The sequence below is a fragment of the Streptomyces sp. NRRL S-118 genome, assembly GCF_000716335.1.
Classification (GTDB): domain Bacteria; phylum Actinomycetota; class Actinomycetes; order Streptomycetales; family Streptomycetaceae; genus Streptomyces.
This window is the reverse complement of the sequence record NZ_KL591009.1, coordinates 120,745-135,655: the sequence shown is the minus strand read 5'-3', so window position 1 is coordinate 135,655 and position 14,911 is coordinate 120,745. Positions and strand designations below refer to the sequence as shown.

Genomic DNA, 14,911 nt, shown 5'->3' with positions numbered 1-14,911 from the left:
TCAGACCAAAGGGTATCCGGTCGCGGGGGGTGTTGCCGTCCACCTCGCGCCGAGCCGCAGGTACGCTCGCCTGCGGTGATCTTCGGGCCCGGCCGATGGGAGAGACGCGTGGGGCGCACGGGTACGACACGCAGGCGCGCGCTCCTCGCGACGGGCGCCCTGGCCACGGCGGGTCTGTGGGCCGCCGGGTGCTCGTCCGGCGAGGGGGCCGGTACGCCGCGCACCGCGTCCGCGGCCGAGCGCGCGGCACGCGAGGAGGCGCGGCTGCGGCGGCGCTCCGTGGCGGTCAGCGCGGCGCTGCTGGCCCGGTACGACGCGGTCCTGGCCGCCTACCCTTCGCTGGGCGTCCGGCTGTTCCCGCTGCGCGCGGCGGTGGCGGCCCACACGGCCGCCCTGGGCGAGGACGGCACGGGCGCCCCCGCCACGCCGGGCCCCGACTCCGGAGCGGCCGCGCCCGGCGCGGTGACACCCTCCCCCGGCGCCCCGGCGGCCCCGGCGAGCTCTCCGGCCGCCGCGGCCGACCCCGTGCCGCAGGACCCGGGCGCCGCCCTCGCCGGGCTGGCCACGGCCGCCCGGAAGGCCTCCGACGCGCACACCGCCGCGCTGGCGGACGCCCCGCCGGAGTACGCGCGGCTGCTCGCGTCCGTCGGGGCCGCGACCGCCGCGCAGGCATACCTGCTGACCGCCGGCCGGGGCGCGTAGCGCCCCGCGCGACGAGAGGGAGAGGAACCGCTCATGAGCGCCCTGGACGCCGTCCAGGCGGCACTCGCCGCCGAGCACGCGGCCGTGTACGGGTACGGGGTCGTCGGCGCCCGCGTCGGCGAGGACCGGCGGGCCGAGGCGACCGCCGCGTACGCCGCGCACCGCGCCCGCCGGGACGCGCTGGTGCGGACGGTGCGCGATCTGGGCGCGAAGCCCGCGGCGGCGGCCGCCGGGTACGCGCTGCCGTTCGCGGTGCCGGACGCGGCCGCGGCGGTCCGGCTGGCCGCCGAGCTGGAGGACCGGATCGCGGGCGTCTACGCGGATCTCGTGCGGGCGGCCGAGGGCCCGCTGCGGCGGGAGGCGGCGGGTGCGCTGCGGGAAGCCGCGGTGCGGGCCGTGCGCTGGCGGGGCAGCGGCGTAGCCTTTCCTGGGCTCGCCGAGCGGCCGGGCAGCTGAGCCGGGCCGGCGCGGAGGGCAGGAGCCGCCCGGCGGCTTCGGGGTGCGGCTCGCCGTGTGGCGACGGCGGCGCCCGTTCCGCGGCGCCGCGGAACGCGACGACGAGAGGACTGTGAGCCCCGGCCGGTGGAAGGGAACAACGCACGCATGGCTTTCGAACCGCCGCAGCGACTGGTGCGGGCGCTCGGCGAGGTGTACGGGGACGCGGCCGCTCGGGACTGGCTGGACCGGCTGCCGGGCATCGTCGAGGACGCGCTGGCCCGCCGGGAGCTCCGGGCGGAGCGGGTCGTCGTCCCGGGCGGCCGCAGCAGCGTCGTCGTGCTCGTGCGGGACCGTGAGGAGCGGGCCGCGGCGCTGAAGCTGGCCCCGCCGTCCGCCGCGCCGGAGCTCGAGCTGGCGGCACTGGCGCACTGGGACGGCTGGGGTGCGGTGCGGGCCCTGGACGCCTCCCCCGGGGGGCCGGGGCTCCTGCTGGAGCGGCTGCACACCGAGGTGTCGCTGCGCTCGCTGCCCGAGGCCAAGGCGCTGCTGGAGGCGGCGGGCACGGTGCGGCGGCTGTGGGTGGGTCCGCCCGAGGGCCACGGTTTCCCGTCGGTCGCAGAGCGCACGGCGGGCCAGGCGGAGGCCATGCGGGCGGCGAAGGACGCGGAGAACGCCGATCTGGTGGCGGCGGCGCTGGCTGCGCGCGAGGAACTGGTGGCGAGCGCGCCGGAGGAGCTGCTGCTGCACGGGGCGTTCCGGCAGGGCAAGGTGCTGGCCGGGGACCGTACGCCGTGGCTGGCGGTGGGGCCCGACCCGGTGGTGGGCGAGCGGGCGTACGACCTGGCGCGGCTGGCGCGGGACCGGGTCGAGGACCTGGTCGCGACGGCCTCGGGGGCGTCGGTGGCGCGCCGCCGGGTGAACAGGCTGGCCGACTCGCTGGACGTGGACCGCGAGCGGCTGCGCGGCTGGACGCTGTTCCGGGCCGTGGAGTCGGGCACCCGCGCGCTGGCGGCGGGGCGGCGGCAGGACGGCGAGCTGCTGCTGGAGTACGCGGGCTGGCTGTAGGCCGTCCGGGGCCCCGGCTCCGACCTCCCCGAAACACCCCTTTGGTGCAATATTGGGCATAACACACCCGTATGTACCACCCGGCTTCGACGGCAGGGGGTTGTCATGGTCGAGGAACTGCTGACCGTGGTCGCGGCGACGGCATCCGCGGGCGCCGTGTACCTGGTGGCCGCCGCCCGGGTCGTGAAGCAGTACGAGCGGGGCGTCGTCCTGCGGTTCGGCCGGCTCCGCACCGGCGTCCGGCCGCCCGGGTTCACCATGATCGTCCCGTTCGTGGACCGGCTGAACAAGGTCAACATGCAGATCGTGACCCTGCCGGTGCCCGCCCAGGAGGGCATCACCCGGGACAACGTCACGGTCCGGGTGGACGCCGTCGTGTACTTCAAGGTCGTGGACCCGGCCGCGGCGATCATCCGCGTCGAGGACTACCGCTTCGCGGTCTCGCAGATCGCCCAGACCTCGCTGCGGTCGATCATCGGCAAGAGCGACCTCGACGACCTGCTGTCGAACCGGGAGAAGCTCAACCAGGGCCTGGAACTCATGATCGACAACCCGGCGGTGGAGTGGGGCGTGACGATCGACCGGGTCGAGATCAAGGACGTCTCGCTGCCGGAGACGATGAAGCGCTCGATGGCCCGGCAGGCCGAGGCCGACCGGGAGCGGCGGGCGCGCGTCATCAACGCGGACGCGGAGCTGCAGGCGTCGAAGAAGCTGGCGGAGGCCGCCGGAGTGATGTCGCAGACGCCCTCCGCGCTCCAGCTGCGGCTGCTGCAGACCATCGTGGCGGTGGCCGCCGAGAAGAACTCGACGCTGGTGCTGCCCTTCCCGGTGGAGCTGCTGCGCTTCCTGGAGCGGGCCGGGCAGAACCCGGCGCCGGAGGAGCGGCCGGTGGCGCCGCACGCGCCGGCGCTCCACGTCCAGGAGCCGCACGCGCACGTCGCCGAGCAGGACGGGGCGCACCCCGACGAGCCGCCCGAGGCGGGCGCGCACGAGGCCCTGATGCACGAACCGGCGCCGCCCTCCCACGTCAGGGACGTGCGGGAGGACGACACCGGTACGGCCGGCTGCATGTGAGGACTGCGGCGACTACGCGGACAGGCGGGCGATCGCCTCGTCGACCGTGACGTCCTCGCGCTCGCCGGTGCGGCGGTCCTTGAGCTCCAGGACGCCCTCGCCGGAGCGGCGGCCCGCGACGAGGATCTTCGGCACGCCGATGAGCTCGGCGTCGGTGAACTTCACGCCCGGGGAGACGCCGGCCCGGTCGTCGACCAGGACCCGCAAACCCGCCTCGCGGAGCTTCTCGGCGACGTCGAGCGCCAGCTCGGTCTGGAGGGCCTTGCCGGCCGCGACGACGTGGACGTCGGCGGGTGCGATCTCGCGGGGCCAGCACAGGCCCTGCTCGTCCGCGTGCTGCTCGGCGAGGGCGGCGACTGCGCGGGAGACGCCGATGCCGTACGAGCCCATGGTGACGCGGACGGGCTTGCCGTTCTGGCCGAGCACGTCGAGCTGCATGGCGTCGGTGTACTTGCGGCCGAGCTGGAAGATGTGGCCGATCTCGATCGCGCGGTCCATCCGCAGGCCGGTGCCGCAGTTCGGGCACGGGTCGCCGTCCTCGACCTCGACGACGTCGAGGTACTGGTCGACCTCGAAGTCGCGGCCCACGACGACGTTCCGGGCGTGCTTGCCGGGCTTGTTGGCGCCGGTGATCCAGGCGGTGCCGGGGGCGACGCGCGGGTCGGCGATGTACCGGACCTTGTCGAGGCCCTGCGGGCCGACGTAGCCGCGGACGAGGTCGGGGCGGCCGGTGAAGTCCTCGCCGGTGACGAGTTCGACGGTGGCCGGGGCGAGGTGGTCCTCCAGCTTGCCGAGGTCCACGTCGCGGTGGCCCGGGACGCCCACGGCGACGATCTCACCGTCCACCTTGACCAGCAGGTTCTTCAGGGTCGCGGCGGCCGGGACGTCCAGGTGCGCGGCGAGCGTCTCGATGGTCGGCGTGTCGGGGGTGTCCAGCTCCTCCACCGGGCCGTGCGCCGAACCGTCGACCGGGGTCAGCGGGTGCGTGACGGCCTCGGTGTTGGCGGCGTAGTCGCAGGAGGGGCAGTGGACGAAAGTGTCCTCACCCGCGGCGGCAGGGGCGAGGAACTCCTCCGACGCGGAGCCGCCCATGGCGCCCGAGACGGCGGAGACGATCTTGTGCTCCAGGCCGAGGCGCTGGAAGATCTTGATGTACGCCTCGCGGTGCAGCCGGTAGGACTCGGCCAGGCCCTCGTCCGTGGTGTCGAAGGAGTACGAGTCCTTCATCTGGAACTCGCGGCCGCGCAGGATGCCCGAGCGCGGACGCGCCTCGTCGCGGTACTTCGTCTGGATCTGGTAGAGGATGACCGGCAGGTCCTTGTAGGACGTGCACTGGTCCTTGACCAGGAGGGTGAAGATCTCCTCGTGCGTCGGGCCGAGCAGGTAGTCGCCGCCCTTGCGGTCCTTCAGGCGGAACAGCTCCGCGCCGTACTCGTTCCAGCGGCCCGTCGCCTCGTACGGCTCCTTGGGCAGCAGCGCCGGCAGCAGGACCTCCTGCGCGCCGATCGCGTCCATCTCCTCGCGCACGACCCGTGCGACGTTCTCCAGGACCTTCATGCCGAGCGGCAGCCAGGACCAGATGCCCGCGGCGTTGCGGCGCACGTAACCGGCGCGGACGAGCAGCTTGTGGCTGAGCGTCTCGGCGTCCGCCGGGTCGTCGCGCAGTGTCTTGACCATCAACCGGGACATGCGCTGGACCTGGGCCATGGGGAACTCTCCTGCGGTGAAAAGTGTGATGGCTAGGAGGTTAGCCCTGGGCCCCCGCCCGGCGGAAATCAGTTCCGTGGCGCGGCGGCACCGCGCCGCCGCAGCGGCAGCCCCGCCCCCATCACCGCGTACGGCCTGGCCGCACTGGGGAAGTGCACGCGGCGGGCCAGGTCCTGGTAGCCGAGGGAGCGGTAGAGCAGGCGGGCGGGGTTCTCGATGTCGATCGCGGAGAGAATCGAGCGCGGCTGGCCGGCGGTGTCCGTGATGGTGGTGATCAGCTCCCGGCCGATGCCCCGGCCCTGGAAGCCGGGGTGGACGTGGAGCTCGGTGATGACGAAGGAGTCGTCGAGCCAGCCGTCGTTGCCGTTCATGCGCAGGTACGGCTGGACGACGGTGGACCACCAGTGGGCGCGGTCGTTGGGCATGCCGTACACGAAGCCGACGAGCCGGTCGTCGGGCGTCGTCGCGGCGTACGCGGTCGCGCCGGGGCAGAGCAGGTGGCGCAGCACGATGTGGCGTCGTACGGCGACTTCGTCCTCGCTCAGGCCGAAGGCGAGGGCCTGCACCGCGAGGGCCGCGTCCACGCGCGCCGCGAGGTTGACCGGTCCGACCACGACGTCTTCCATGGGCCGAACCCTAGCCTCAGAACAGCACGCTCATGAAGGCGCCGACCTCGCGGAATCCGACGCGGCGGTACGCCGCCCTGGCGGGGGCGTTGTAGTCGTTGACGTACAGCGAGACGACCGGGGAGACGTCGGCGAGGGCGTAGCGCAGGACGGCCGCCATGCCGCTCTCGGACAGGCCGCGGCCGCGGTGCTCGGGGGCGACCCAGACGCCCTGGATCTGGCAGGCCTGCGGGGTCGCGGCGCCGATCTCGGCCTTGAAGACGACCTTGCCGTCCTCGATGCGGGCGAAGGCACGGCCGGCGCCGACGAGTTCGGCGACGCGCGCCTGGTAGAGCAACCCGCCGTCGCCGGCGAGCGGCGAGACGCCGACCTCCTCGGTGAACATCGCCACGGACGCCGGCATGATCACGTCCATCTCGTCCTTGCGGATCCGGCGGACCAGCGGGTCGGGCTCGATGTCCGGCGAGGGCTGTTCGGTGACCATGAGCGGCTGGTGGGGGCGGACGTCACGGGCCGGGCCCCAGCTCGGTTCGAGCAGCCGCCACAGCCGGGCGGTCGGTTCGGCGGGGCCGACGATCGAGGAGCAGCGGCGGCCGGCCCGGCGGGCGCGGTCGGCGAAGGCGCGGACGGCGTCGGGGGTGGCGCAGATGGGGACGAGGTTGGCTCCGGAGTAGCACAGCGAGGTCAGCCGCCCGTCCGCGTACCAGCCCCACATCTCGCCGCCGAGGCGCCACGGGTCGAGGCCGGCGGCCCGGACGCGGGCGGTCACGAACGCGTTGGAGACGGGGTCGCTCTCGAGGATGGCCAGCGCGGCTCCGAGGTCGCCGGGTTCGAGGACCCGGGTGGTGGTCTGCGTCAGCACGAGGGGGCCTCACCGTGGTCGAACAGGGTCCTGGCACTGTACCTGGCACGGCGGGGCGCGTGGCAGGGACGACGGCGGCCCGGACGCGAGGAGCCCCGCCGCACGGGCGGCGGGGCTCCTGCGCTGCGTGCGCCGGGCGGGTCAGCCGGCGACCGAGACGGAGGGTTCGCCGGAGGCGATGCCGTCCTTCTCCATCTGCTCGGCGATCTTCATGGCCTCTTCGATGAGCGTCTCGACGATCTTCGACTCGGGGACGGTCTTGATGACCTCGCCCTTCACGAAGATCTGGCCCTTGCCGTTGCCGGACGCCACACCCAGGTCCGCCTCGCGGGCCTCGCCGGGGCCGTTGACGACGCAGCCCATGACGGCGACGCGCAGCGGCACCTCCATGCCCTCGAGACCTGCCGAGACCTCGTCGGCGAGCTTGTAGACGTCGACCTGCGCGCGCCCGCAGGAGGGGCAGGAGACGATCTCCAGCCGCCGCTGGCGCAGGTTCAGCGACTCCAGGATCTGGATGCCGACCTTGACCTCCTCGGCCGGCGGCGCCGACAGCGAGACCCGGATGGTGTCCCCGATGCCCTCGCTGAGCAGGGCGCCGAAGGCGACGGCCGACTTGATGGTGCCCTGGAACGCGGGGCCGGCCTCCGTCACACCGAGGTGCAGCGGGTAGTCGGACGCCGCGGCCAGCTGCCGGTACGCCGCGATCATCACGACCGGGTCGTTGTGCTTCACCGAGATCTTGATGTCCCGGAACCCGTGCTCCTCGAAGAGCGACGCCTCCCACAGCGCCGACTCCACCAGCGCCTCCGGCGTGGCCTTGCCGTACTTCTGCAGCAGCCGGCGGTCCAGCGAGCCCGCGTTCACCCCGATCCGGATCGGCACACCGGCGTCGCCGGCCGCCTTCGCGATCTCCTTGACCTTGTCGTCGAACTGCTTGATGTTGCCCGGGTTCACGCGTACCGCCGCGCAGCCCGCGTCGATCGCCGCGAACACGTACTTCGGCTGGAAATGGATGTCCGCGATCACCGGAATCTGCGACTTCTTCGCGATCACGGCCAGCGCGTCGGCGTCGTCCTGCGTCGGACAGGCCACCCGCACGATCTGGCAGCCGGACGCCGTGAGCTCCGCGATCTGCTGCAGCGTCGCACCGATGTCCGACGTACGCGTCGTCGTCATCGACTGCACCGAGACCGGGGCGTCACCGCCGACCGGGACGTTTCCCACCATGATCTGCCGGGACACGCGGCGGTCGGCGAGCTTGGTGGGAACGGACGGGATACCGAGAGAAATCGCGGTCATCTGGTGTGCAACCCCAAGGTGTGGATCGAGGTCCCGAGATCGGCGGGCTCCGGCTTCGAGATTACAGCCCCGGTACCGGCCGGCCGGACACCACGGGGTGTCCGGCGGCCGGCGTTCACCTGTGCGCCGGCCACGGCTAGGAGATCTTCACCGGGTTCACGATGTCCGCGACGAGCACGAGCAGCGTGAAGCAGATGAAGATGCCGGCCACCACGTACGCCACGGGCATCAGCTTGGCCACGTCGAACGGGCCGGGGTCGGGGCGCCGGAAGACCTTCGCCACGTTGCGGCGTACGGACTCCCACAGCGCGCCCGCGATGTGCCCGCCGTCCAGCGGCAGCAGCGGCAGCATGTTGAACAGGAAGAGCGAGAGGTTGAAGGTCGCCAGGAGCATCAGGAACGACGCGACGATGTTCTGCGTCGGGATGTCCAGGTTCATCACCTCGCCGCTGATGCGGGCGGCACCGACCACGCCCACCGGGGAGTCGGCCTTGCGCTCGCCGTCGCCGAACGCCGCGTCCCACAGGTCGGGGATCTTGGACGGCAGGGCGATGACGGAGTCGACGCCGTTCTCGATCATGTCGCCCATGCGGTCGAGCGACTGGCCGAAGGTGAGCGGCTGGATCTCGGTCCGGGAGGCGAAGCCCAGGTAACCGGCCTTGACGTACTTGTCGGGGATCACCTCGCCGTCGGCGTCCTTGGCGACCACCAGGTTCTCGATCAGGTTCGGACGCAGGGTCACCTCCTTGCCGTCGCGCACGACGGTGAGGGTCGCCGGGCCGATGGTCTCGCGGATGCGCTCGGAGAGGGTGGGCCAGTCCTTCACGGGCTCGCCGTCGAAGGCGACGATCCGGTCGCCCTCCCGCAGACCGGCGGCGTGGCCGGGCGAGACGGGGTCGCCCTTGGCGCAGGTGTCCCGCTTCTCGCTCTGCTCGATGACGCACTTCTGGACCCCGGCGACCTCGGTCGTCTGGGTCTGCATCCCGAACGTCATGCAGACGCTGAGGAAGATCGCGACGGCGAGCACCAGGTTCATGAACGGGCCCGCGAACATCACGATGACGCGCTTCCAGGGCTTGCGCGTGTAGAAGAGCCGGTTCTCGTCGCCGGGCCGGAGCTCCTCGTACGCCGCCGAGCGCGCGTCCTCGATCATGCCGCGGAACGGCGAGGTGGAGCGGGCCTCGATGCGGCCGTCGTCGCCGGGCGGGAACATCCCGATCATGCGGATGTAGCCGCCGGCGGGGATGGCCTTGATGCCGTACTCCGTCTCGCCCTTCTTCCGCGACCAGAGGGTGGGCCCGAAGCCGACCATGTACTGGGGGACGCGGATGCCGAAGAGCTTGGCCGTCGAGAGGTGGCCGAGCTCGTGCCAGGCGATCGAGAAGAGCAGCCCGAAGGCGAAGAGCGCGATGCCGAGGACCGTCAACAGAATCGTCATGCGCGAGCCTCCGCGGTCGTTTTCGCTGCCGTGCCGACGGCCTGCGCCGCCAGTTCGCGGGCCCGGGCGCGCGCCCAGGTCTCCGCCTCCAGGACGTCCGGGACCGTCAGCCGGGTTCCCGTGTCCGGTGTGCCGTGCTCGGCCACCACGGCCGTGACCGTGTCCATGATGCCGGTGAAGGGGAGCCGTCCGGCCAGGAACGCCTCGACGCACTCCTCGTTGGCGGCGTTGAAGACCGCCGGGGCCGTGCCGCCCAGCTCGCCGACGTGCCGGGCGAGGCCGACGGACGGGAAGGCCTCGGTGTCGAGGGGGAAGAACTCCCAGGTGGACGCCTTCGACCAGTCGAAGGCGGGTGCCGCCTCGGGGACGCGCTCGGGCCAGCCGAGCCCGATGGCGATCGGACCGCGCATGTCGGGCGGGGTGGCCTGGGCGAGGGTCGACCCGTCGCTGAACTCGACCATCGAGTGGACGTACGACTGCGGGTGCACCACCACCTCGATCCGCTCGAAGGGGATGTCGTAGAGGAGGTGCGCCTCGATGACCTCCAGGCCCTTGTTGACGAGCGTGGCGCTGTTGACCGTGATCACCGGGCCCATGGCCCAGGTGGGGTGGGCCAGGGCGTCCTCGCGGGTCACGTGCGCCAGTTCCGCCTTCGTACGGCCGCGGAAGGGGCCGCCGGAGGCGGTGACGACGAGCTTGCGGACGTCGGCGCGGGTGCCGGCGGCCAGCGCCTGGAACAGCGCGGCGTGCTCGGAGTCGACGGGGATGATCTGGCCCGGCTTGGCGAGGGCCTTCACCAGCGGGCCGCCGACGATCAGCGACTCCTTGTTGGCGAGGGCGAGGGTGCGGCCCGCTTCGAGGGCGGCGAGGGTGGGCGCGAGGCCGATGGAGCCGGTGATGCCGTTGAGCACGGTGTGGCAGTCGGAGGCGGCGACCTGGGTGGCGGCGTCCGGCCCGGCGAGGACCTCCGGCAGCGGCTCGGTGCCGTACTGCGCCTTCAGCGCCTCGCGCAGCGCCGGCACCGCGTCCTCGCGCGCCACGGCGACGGTCCGGACCCGCAGCCGGCGCGCCTGCTCGGCGAGGAGCTCGGCCCGGCCGCCGGCGGCGGACAGGGCCGTGACGCGGAACCGGTCGGGGTTGCGCAGGACCAGGTCGATGGCCTGGGTGCCGATGGACCCGGTGGAGCCGAGGACGACGATGTCCCGGCGGCCTTCGGACGGATCGAAGGCGATGTGCGGGTCGGCGAGGGGGGCTGGACTGTCGCTCATGCCCCCCATTCTTGCCGCAACGGCCGGGCGCCCGGACACAGGTGCCCCCGAGCGGTGTGCTTCACGCCGTGTTGGCGTGTGCCGCGCGGAACTTCTCCCACTGGGCGGTGACGACCTCCCGCGGGACGCCGCCGAAGTCCTTGGTGTCGAGGATGTCGGCGCGGAAGGAGAGCGTGGTGGAGCCGGACCGTACGACGGTGAGGTACTCGTACAGCTTCAGGTCCTTGTTCTTGACGTCCTGGATGGTGAAGCGGAACGCGACGGCCTCGTCCCCGATGGCCGGGGCCTCGATCCGCTCCGCCTTCAGATAGCGGGCCTTCGCGATGACGCGCTCCTCGGTGAAGCCGCTCGCGCAGGCGGTGCCCGCCTTCCGCAGGGCCGCCATGACGGCGCGGGCGCCGCCCGCGCCGTACGAGCGGAGCTGGACGGTGACGTCGACGGAGCGGAGTTCTCCCGGGATGCTCAGGTCGCGGTTGACCTCGGCGGCGGGGTCGTGGGGCGTGGCGCCCGCGGCGAGGCTGACCAGCGGCTGGCAGACGGCCGGGTCGGCGGTGTAGGCGTCGCTGAGCGGTGTGTCCCCGACGAGGAGGGCGCCGGCGGTGTACGGGCCGGCCTTCTCGCCCTCGCCGAAGGCGGCGGCGGTCAGCCGGTCCTCGGAGAGGGGCTTCGGATCCTTCGCCCCGCCGCCCGGGGACGAGCCGCCGCCCGCGGAGGCCGGGGGCCGCTCCGACGCCTTGCCGTCTCCCCCGGGCCCCGGGTCCGCGCTGCAGGCGGCCGCCAGCGCGAGCGCGGTGAGCGCGACGGCGAGGCGTCCTGCCTGCCGGGGGCGCTCCTGCCGGTCCCGCCCCACCCCGGACCGCCCCTGCTCGCACGGTCCTCGCCCGTTCCGTCCTCGTCCGTACCGCGGCATCCGTCCGCCCCCGTCCCGTTGGTGATCGCGCTCGATTATGGGGCTTCTACGGGGCCTCGGCGCGGAACTCCGCGAAGACCCGGTGGAAGTCGGGAAACGTCTTGCGGACGCAGCCGGGGTCGTCGAAACCGATGCCGGGGGTGCGCAGGCCCGTCACGGCGAAGGACATCACGATCCGGTGGTCGCCGTGGGTGGCGATCTCGGCGGGGCGCGGAGCGCCGGGGTGGATCTCGATGCTGTCGGGGCCCGTGGTGACGGTGATGCCGAGGCGGCGCAGGTTCGCGGCGCAGGCCTCCAGCCGGTCGCACTCCTTGACCCGGGTGTTGGCGACGTCCTCGATGCGGACCGGGCCGTCCGCGTACGGGGCGATCGCGGCGAGCGTCGGCATGGTGTCGGAGATGTCGCGCATGTTCACGGTGAGGCCGTGCAGGCGCCCGGTGCCGCGCACCGTGGTGGCCCGGTCGGTGATCGCGACGTCGGCGCCCATGCGGCGCAGCACGTCGACGAAGCCCAGGTCGCCCTGGAGGGCGCCGCTGCCGAGGCCGGGGACGGTGACCTCGCGGCCGGTGAGCGCGGCGGCGGCGAAGAAGTAGCTCGCCGTGGAGGCGTCGGGCTCGACGGCGTAAGTGGTGGCGCGGTATCCGGTCGGCGGGACGGTGAAGACGTTCCCCTCGCGGGCGGGCTCGGCGCCGAAGGCCCGCATCATCGCGAGCGTGATCCCGACGTACGGCTCCGAGACCAGGTCCGTGACGGTGATCTCCAGGCCCTCGGCGGTGAGCGGGCCGAGCATCAGCAGCGCCGTGAGGTACTGGGAGGACTGCCCCGCGTCCAGGAGGAGGGACCCGCCCTTGACGCCGCGGGCGGCGATGCGCAGCGGGTGGTGGCCCTCGGCCTCCTCGTGGCGCAGGTCCACGCCCAGGGTGCGCAGGGCTTCGGTGAGCGGTCCGACCGGGCGGCGGCGCATCTGCGCGGAGGCGTCGAAGCGGAAGTCGCCGTGGCCCGCGGCGGCGAGGGCCGGCAGGAAGCGGGCGGTGGTGGCGCCGTCGCGGCAGTGGACGTCGGCGGTGGCGGCCGCGGGGCCGGCCGGGCGGCCCTGGACGCGCCATGCGCCGGCGGTCCGCTCGACCTCGTACCCGAGGGTCGTGAGGCCTTCGGCGAACCCTTCGGTGTCGTCCGAGGCGAGCGGGCGCAGGAGGGTGGTGACGCCGTCGGCCGCGGCGGCGAGGAACAGCGCGCGTGCGGTGACGGACTTGGAGCCGGGGATCTCGATGACGGTCACGGCGCCCATCCTGCCGTTCGGGGCGGGACGGGCGCCGGGCGTCTCAGCCGCTGGTCGGCGCGGGGCCGGCGGCGGGCGTCTCAGCTGCTGGTCGGCGCGGGCCGGCGGCGGGCGTCTCAGCTGCTGGTCGGCGCGGGCCGGCGGCAGGGCCGGCACCGCCGCCGGTCGCGGCGGACCGGCGGCCGTGGCGGTCGCAGCCGGTCACCGGCCCCGCGGACCGGCGGTCCCGGCGGTCTCAGCGGATCGGGCGGTGGACGTTCTCGCGGGTGGAGGGTCCCGGGGTGGCGTCGGCGATCCACGGGCCGTCGCCGCTGGGGTCGAGGATGCCTTCCTCGAGCCAGGTGTACGTGCCCGACAGCACGCCCTTGACGACCGTGCGGTCGAGGTCGTCGGTGTTGTGCCAGAGCCGGCCGAAGAGCTCCTCGACCCGGATGCGGGACTGGCGGCAGAAGGCGTCCGCGAGCTGGTACGCCTCACGGCCGTGGTCGCCGGTGGTGCGCAGCAGCTCCGCCCGTACGCAGGCGGCGCTCATGGCGAAGAGCTCGGCCCCGATGTCGACGATCCGCCCGAGGAAGCCCTGCTTGGTCTCCATGCGGCCCTGCCAGCGCGACATGGCGTAGAACGTGGAGCGGGCCAGCTTGCGCGCCGTGCGTTCGACGTAGCGGAGGTGCGCGGCCAGATCCGGGTGGCCCGCCGGGTGGAACTCGGCGTACGCGCGCGGGAGCTGCCCGGGTCCCGCGACGAGCTTCGGCAGCCAGCGGGCGTAGAAGGCGCCGGCCTGGACGCCCGCCCTGGCCTTGTCGCCGAGCGTCTTGTCGGGGTCGATGATGTCGCCGGCGACGGCCAGGTGCGCGTCGACCGCCTCACGGGCGATGAGCAGGTGCATGATCTCGGTCGAGCCCTCGAAGATCCGGTTGATGCGCAGGTCGCGCAGCATCTGCTCGGCCGGGACGGGCCGCTCCCCGCGGGCGGCGAGGGAGTCGGCGGTCTCGAAGCCGCGGCCGCCGCGGATCTGGACGAGTTCGTCGGCCATGAGCCAGGCCATCTCGGAGCCGTACAGCTTGGCGAGGGCGGCCTCGATGCGGATGTCGTTGCGGTCCTCGTCGGCCATCTGGCTCGCCAGGTCCACGACGGCTTCGAGGGCGAAGGTGGTGGCGGCGATGAAGGAGATCTTCGAGCCGACCGCTTCGTGGTGGGCGACCGGCTTGCCCCACTGCTCGCGCACGCCCGCCCATTCGCGGGCGATCTTCAGGCACCACTTGCCGGCGCCGACGCACATCGCGGGCAGCGACAGGCGCCCGGTGTTGAGGGTGGTCAGGGCGATCTTGAGTCCGGCGCCCTCGGGTCCGATGCGGTTGGCGGCCGGGACGCGGACCTGGTGGAAGCGGGTGACGCCGTTCTCCAGGCCGCGCAGGCCCATGAAGGCGTTGCGGTTCTCCACGGTGATGCCGGGCGACTGGGCCTCGACGACGAATGCGGTGATGCCGCCCTTGTGGCCCTCCATCCGCGGTACGCGGGCCATGACCACGAGCAGGTCCGCGACGACGCCGTTGGTGGTCCACAGCTTCACGCCGTCGAGGATGTACTCGTCGCCGTCGGGCACGGCGGTGGTGGCCAGACGGGCGGGGTCGGAGCCGACGTCCGGCTCGGTCAGGAGGAAGGCGGAGATGTCCGTGCGGGCGAGCCGCGGCAGGAAGGTCTCCTTCTGCTCCGGCGTGCCGAACATCTTCAGCGGCTGCGGTACGCCGATCGACTGATGGGCGGAGAGCAGGGCGCCGACGGCGGGGCTCACGGACCCGACGAGGGCCAGGGCCTTGTTGTAGTACACCTGGGTGAGCCCGAGGCCGCCGTACTTGGGGGCGATCTTCATGCCGAGCGCACCCAGTTCCTTGAGGCCGTCGATCACGGCGTCGGGAATGAGGGCGTCCCGCTCGATCTGCGCGCCGTCGATCTTCGTCTCGCAGAAGTCGCGGAGCTTGGCGAGGAACTCCTCGCCCCGCTGCGCGTCCTCGTCGGGCGGCATCGGGTGCGGGTGGATCAGGTCCAGCCGGAAACGGCCGAGGAACAGCTCCTTGGCGAAGCTGGGCTTGCGCCAGTCCTGCTCGCGGGCGGCCTCGGCGACCTGGCGTGCTTCGCGCTCGGAGACCTTGGGCTTGTGGTGGGGGCCGGACATGTGGGCTCACCTCGCCGCTTCAGTCGGGGGCGGACGGCCGGTGTCGTCCGCCGACCGCTGCTACTCGACC

The 14,911-nt window shown here is 73.2% G+C and carries 13 protein-coding genes; 4 read left to right on the top strand and 9 right to left on the bottom strand.

Going from position 1 to position 14,911, the window contains the following annotated elements:
* The first annotated feature begins 108 nt into the window (after positions 1 to 108).
* The 4 genes from IH00_RS0118070 to IH00_RS0118055 all read left to right on the top strand — a co-directional run bounded on the left by IH00_RS0118070 (position 109) and on the right by IH00_RS0118055 (position 3,279).
* Positions 109 to 702 (top strand): hypothetical protein, encoded by a 594-nt coding sequence (locus IH00_RS0118070; protein ID WP_031074798.1) that lies wholly within the window; start codon positions 109 to 111, stop codon positions 700 to 702.
* A gap of 33 nt (positions 703 to 735) precedes the next feature.
* On the top strand, positions 736 to 1,158 hold the full coding sequence (locus IH00_RS0118065) for a DUF4439 domain-containing protein (RefSeq protein WP_031074796.1): 423 nt from the start codon (positions 736 to 738) through the stop codon (positions 1,156 to 1,158).
* Positions 1,159 to 1,305: 147 nt separating this feature from the next.
* A complete protein-coding gene (locus IH00_RS0118060) occupies positions 1,306 to 2,205 on the top strand; it encodes an aminoglycoside phosphotransferase family protein (RefSeq protein ID WP_031074794.1) in 900 nt (299 codons plus the stop codon).
* A gap of 105 nt (positions 2,206 to 2,310) precedes the next feature.
* Entirely contained in the window at positions 2,311 to 3,279 is a 969-nt protein-coding gene (locus IH00_RS0118055) for a slipin family protein (protein ID WP_078887814.1), read from the top strand.
* A 12-nt stretch (positions 3,280 to 3,291) separates the two neighbouring features.
* On the opposite strand, the gene IH00_RS0118050 is transcribed toward IH00_RS0118055, so the two are convergent.
* The 9 genes from IH00_RS0118050 to IH00_RS0118010 all read right to left on the bottom strand — a co-directional run bounded on the left by IH00_RS0118050 (position 3,292) and on the right by IH00_RS0118010 (position 14,841).
* Positions 3,292 to 4,986: a proline--tRNA ligase gene (locus tag IH00_RS0118050; protein ID WP_031074791.1), complete on the bottom strand. Its 1,695-nt coding sequence runs from the start codon at positions 4,984 to 4,986 to the stop codon at positions 3,292 to 3,294.
* A 68-nt stretch (positions 4,987 to 5,054) separates the two neighbouring features.
* Positions 5,055 to 5,612 (bottom strand): GNAT family N-acetyltransferase, encoded by a 558-nt coding sequence (locus IH00_RS0118045; protein ID WP_031074789.1) that lies wholly within the window; start codon positions 5,610 to 5,612, stop codon positions 5,055 to 5,057.
* A 16-nt stretch (positions 5,613 to 5,628) separates the two neighbouring features.
* Entirely contained in the window at positions 5,629 to 6,474 is an 846-nt protein-coding gene (locus IH00_RS0118040; protein WP_031074787.1) for a GNAT family N-acetyltransferase, read from the bottom strand.
* 141 nt (positions 6,475 to 6,615) lie between these two features.
* Positions 6,616 to 7,773, bottom strand: coding sequence for a flavodoxin-dependent (E)-4-hydroxy-3-methylbut-2-enyl-diphosphate synthase (gene ispG, locus IH00_RS0118035; RefSeq protein ID WP_031074786.1), 1,158 nt, complete (start codon positions 7,771 to 7,773; stop codon positions 6,616 to 6,618).
* A 136-nt stretch (positions 7,774 to 7,909) separates the two neighbouring features.
* Positions 7,910 to 9,211, bottom strand: coding sequence for a M50 family metallopeptidase (locus IH00_RS0118030; RefSeq protein WP_031074784.1), 1,302 nt, complete (start codon positions 9,209 to 9,211; stop codon positions 7,910 to 7,912).
* Complete coding sequence (gene dxr, locus IH00_RS0118025; RefSeq protein ID WP_031074782.1) at positions 9,208 to 10,479, bottom strand: 1-deoxy-D-xylulose-5-phosphate reductoisomerase; 1,272 nt, start codon at positions 10,477 to 10,479, stop codon at positions 9,208 to 9,210. The genes IH00_RS0118030 and dxr overlap by 4 nt, the downstream gene beginning before the upstream one ends.
* A gap of 61 nt (positions 10,480 to 10,540) precedes the next feature.
* A complete protein-coding gene (locus IH00_RS42775) occupies positions 10,541 to 11,329 on the bottom strand; it encodes a hypothetical protein (RefSeq protein ID WP_031074781.1) in 789 nt (262 codons plus the stop codon).
* Positions 11,330 to 11,435: 106 nt separating this feature from the next.
* Complete coding sequence (aroA, locus tag IH00_RS0118015) at positions 11,436 to 12,668, bottom strand: 3-phosphoshikimate 1-carboxyvinyltransferase (RefSeq protein WP_031074779.1); 1,233 nt, start codon at positions 12,666 to 12,668, stop codon at positions 11,436 to 11,438.
* Positions 12,669 to 12,903: 235 nt separating this feature from the next.
* Positions 12,904 to 14,841 carry an acyl-CoA dehydrogenase family protein gene (locus IH00_RS0118010; protein ID WP_031074777.1) on the bottom strand — a complete coding sequence of 646 codons (1,938 nt, stop codon included), beginning with the start codon at positions 14,839 to 14,841 and terminating at the stop codon, positions 12,904 to 12,906.
* Between the last annotated feature and the right edge of the window lie 70 nt (positions 14,842 to 14,911).

Coding starts and splice junctions, on each gene's coding strand:
- IH00_RS0118065 (WP_031074796.1), top strand. CDS start 736: ATGAGCGCCCTGGACGCCGTCCAGGCGGCACTCGCCGCCGAGCACGCG.
- IH00_RS0118060 (WP_031074794.1), top strand. CDS start 1,306: ATGGCTTTCGAACCGCCGCAGCGACTGGTGCGGGCGCTCGGCGAGGTG.
- IH00_RS0118055 (WP_078887814.1), top strand. CDS start 2,311: ATGGTCGAGGAACTGCTGACCGTGGTCGCGGCGACGGCATCCGCGGGC.
- IH00_RS0118050 (WP_031074791.1), bottom strand. CDS start 4,986: ATGGCCCAGGTCCAGCGCATGTCCCGGTTGATGGTCAAGACACTGCGC.
- IH00_RS0118045 (WP_031074789.1), bottom strand. CDS start 5,612: ATGGAAGACGTCGTGGTCGGACCGGTCAACCTCGCGGCGCGCGTGGAC.
- ispG (WP_031074786.1), bottom strand. CDS start 7,773: ATGACCGCGATTTCTCTCGGTATCCCGTCCGTTCCCACCAAGCTCGCC.
- IH00_RS0118030 (WP_031074784.1), bottom strand. CDS start 9,211: ATGACGATTCTGTTGACGGTCCTCGGCATCGCGCTCTTCGCCTTCGGG.
- dxr (WP_031074782.1), bottom strand. CDS start 10,479: ATGAGCGACAGTCCAGCCCCCCTCGCCGACCCGCACATCGCCTTCGAT.
- IH00_RS0118010 (WP_031074777.1), bottom strand. CDS start 14,841: ATGTCCGGCCCCCACCACAAGCCCAAGGTCTCCGAGCGCGAAGCACGC.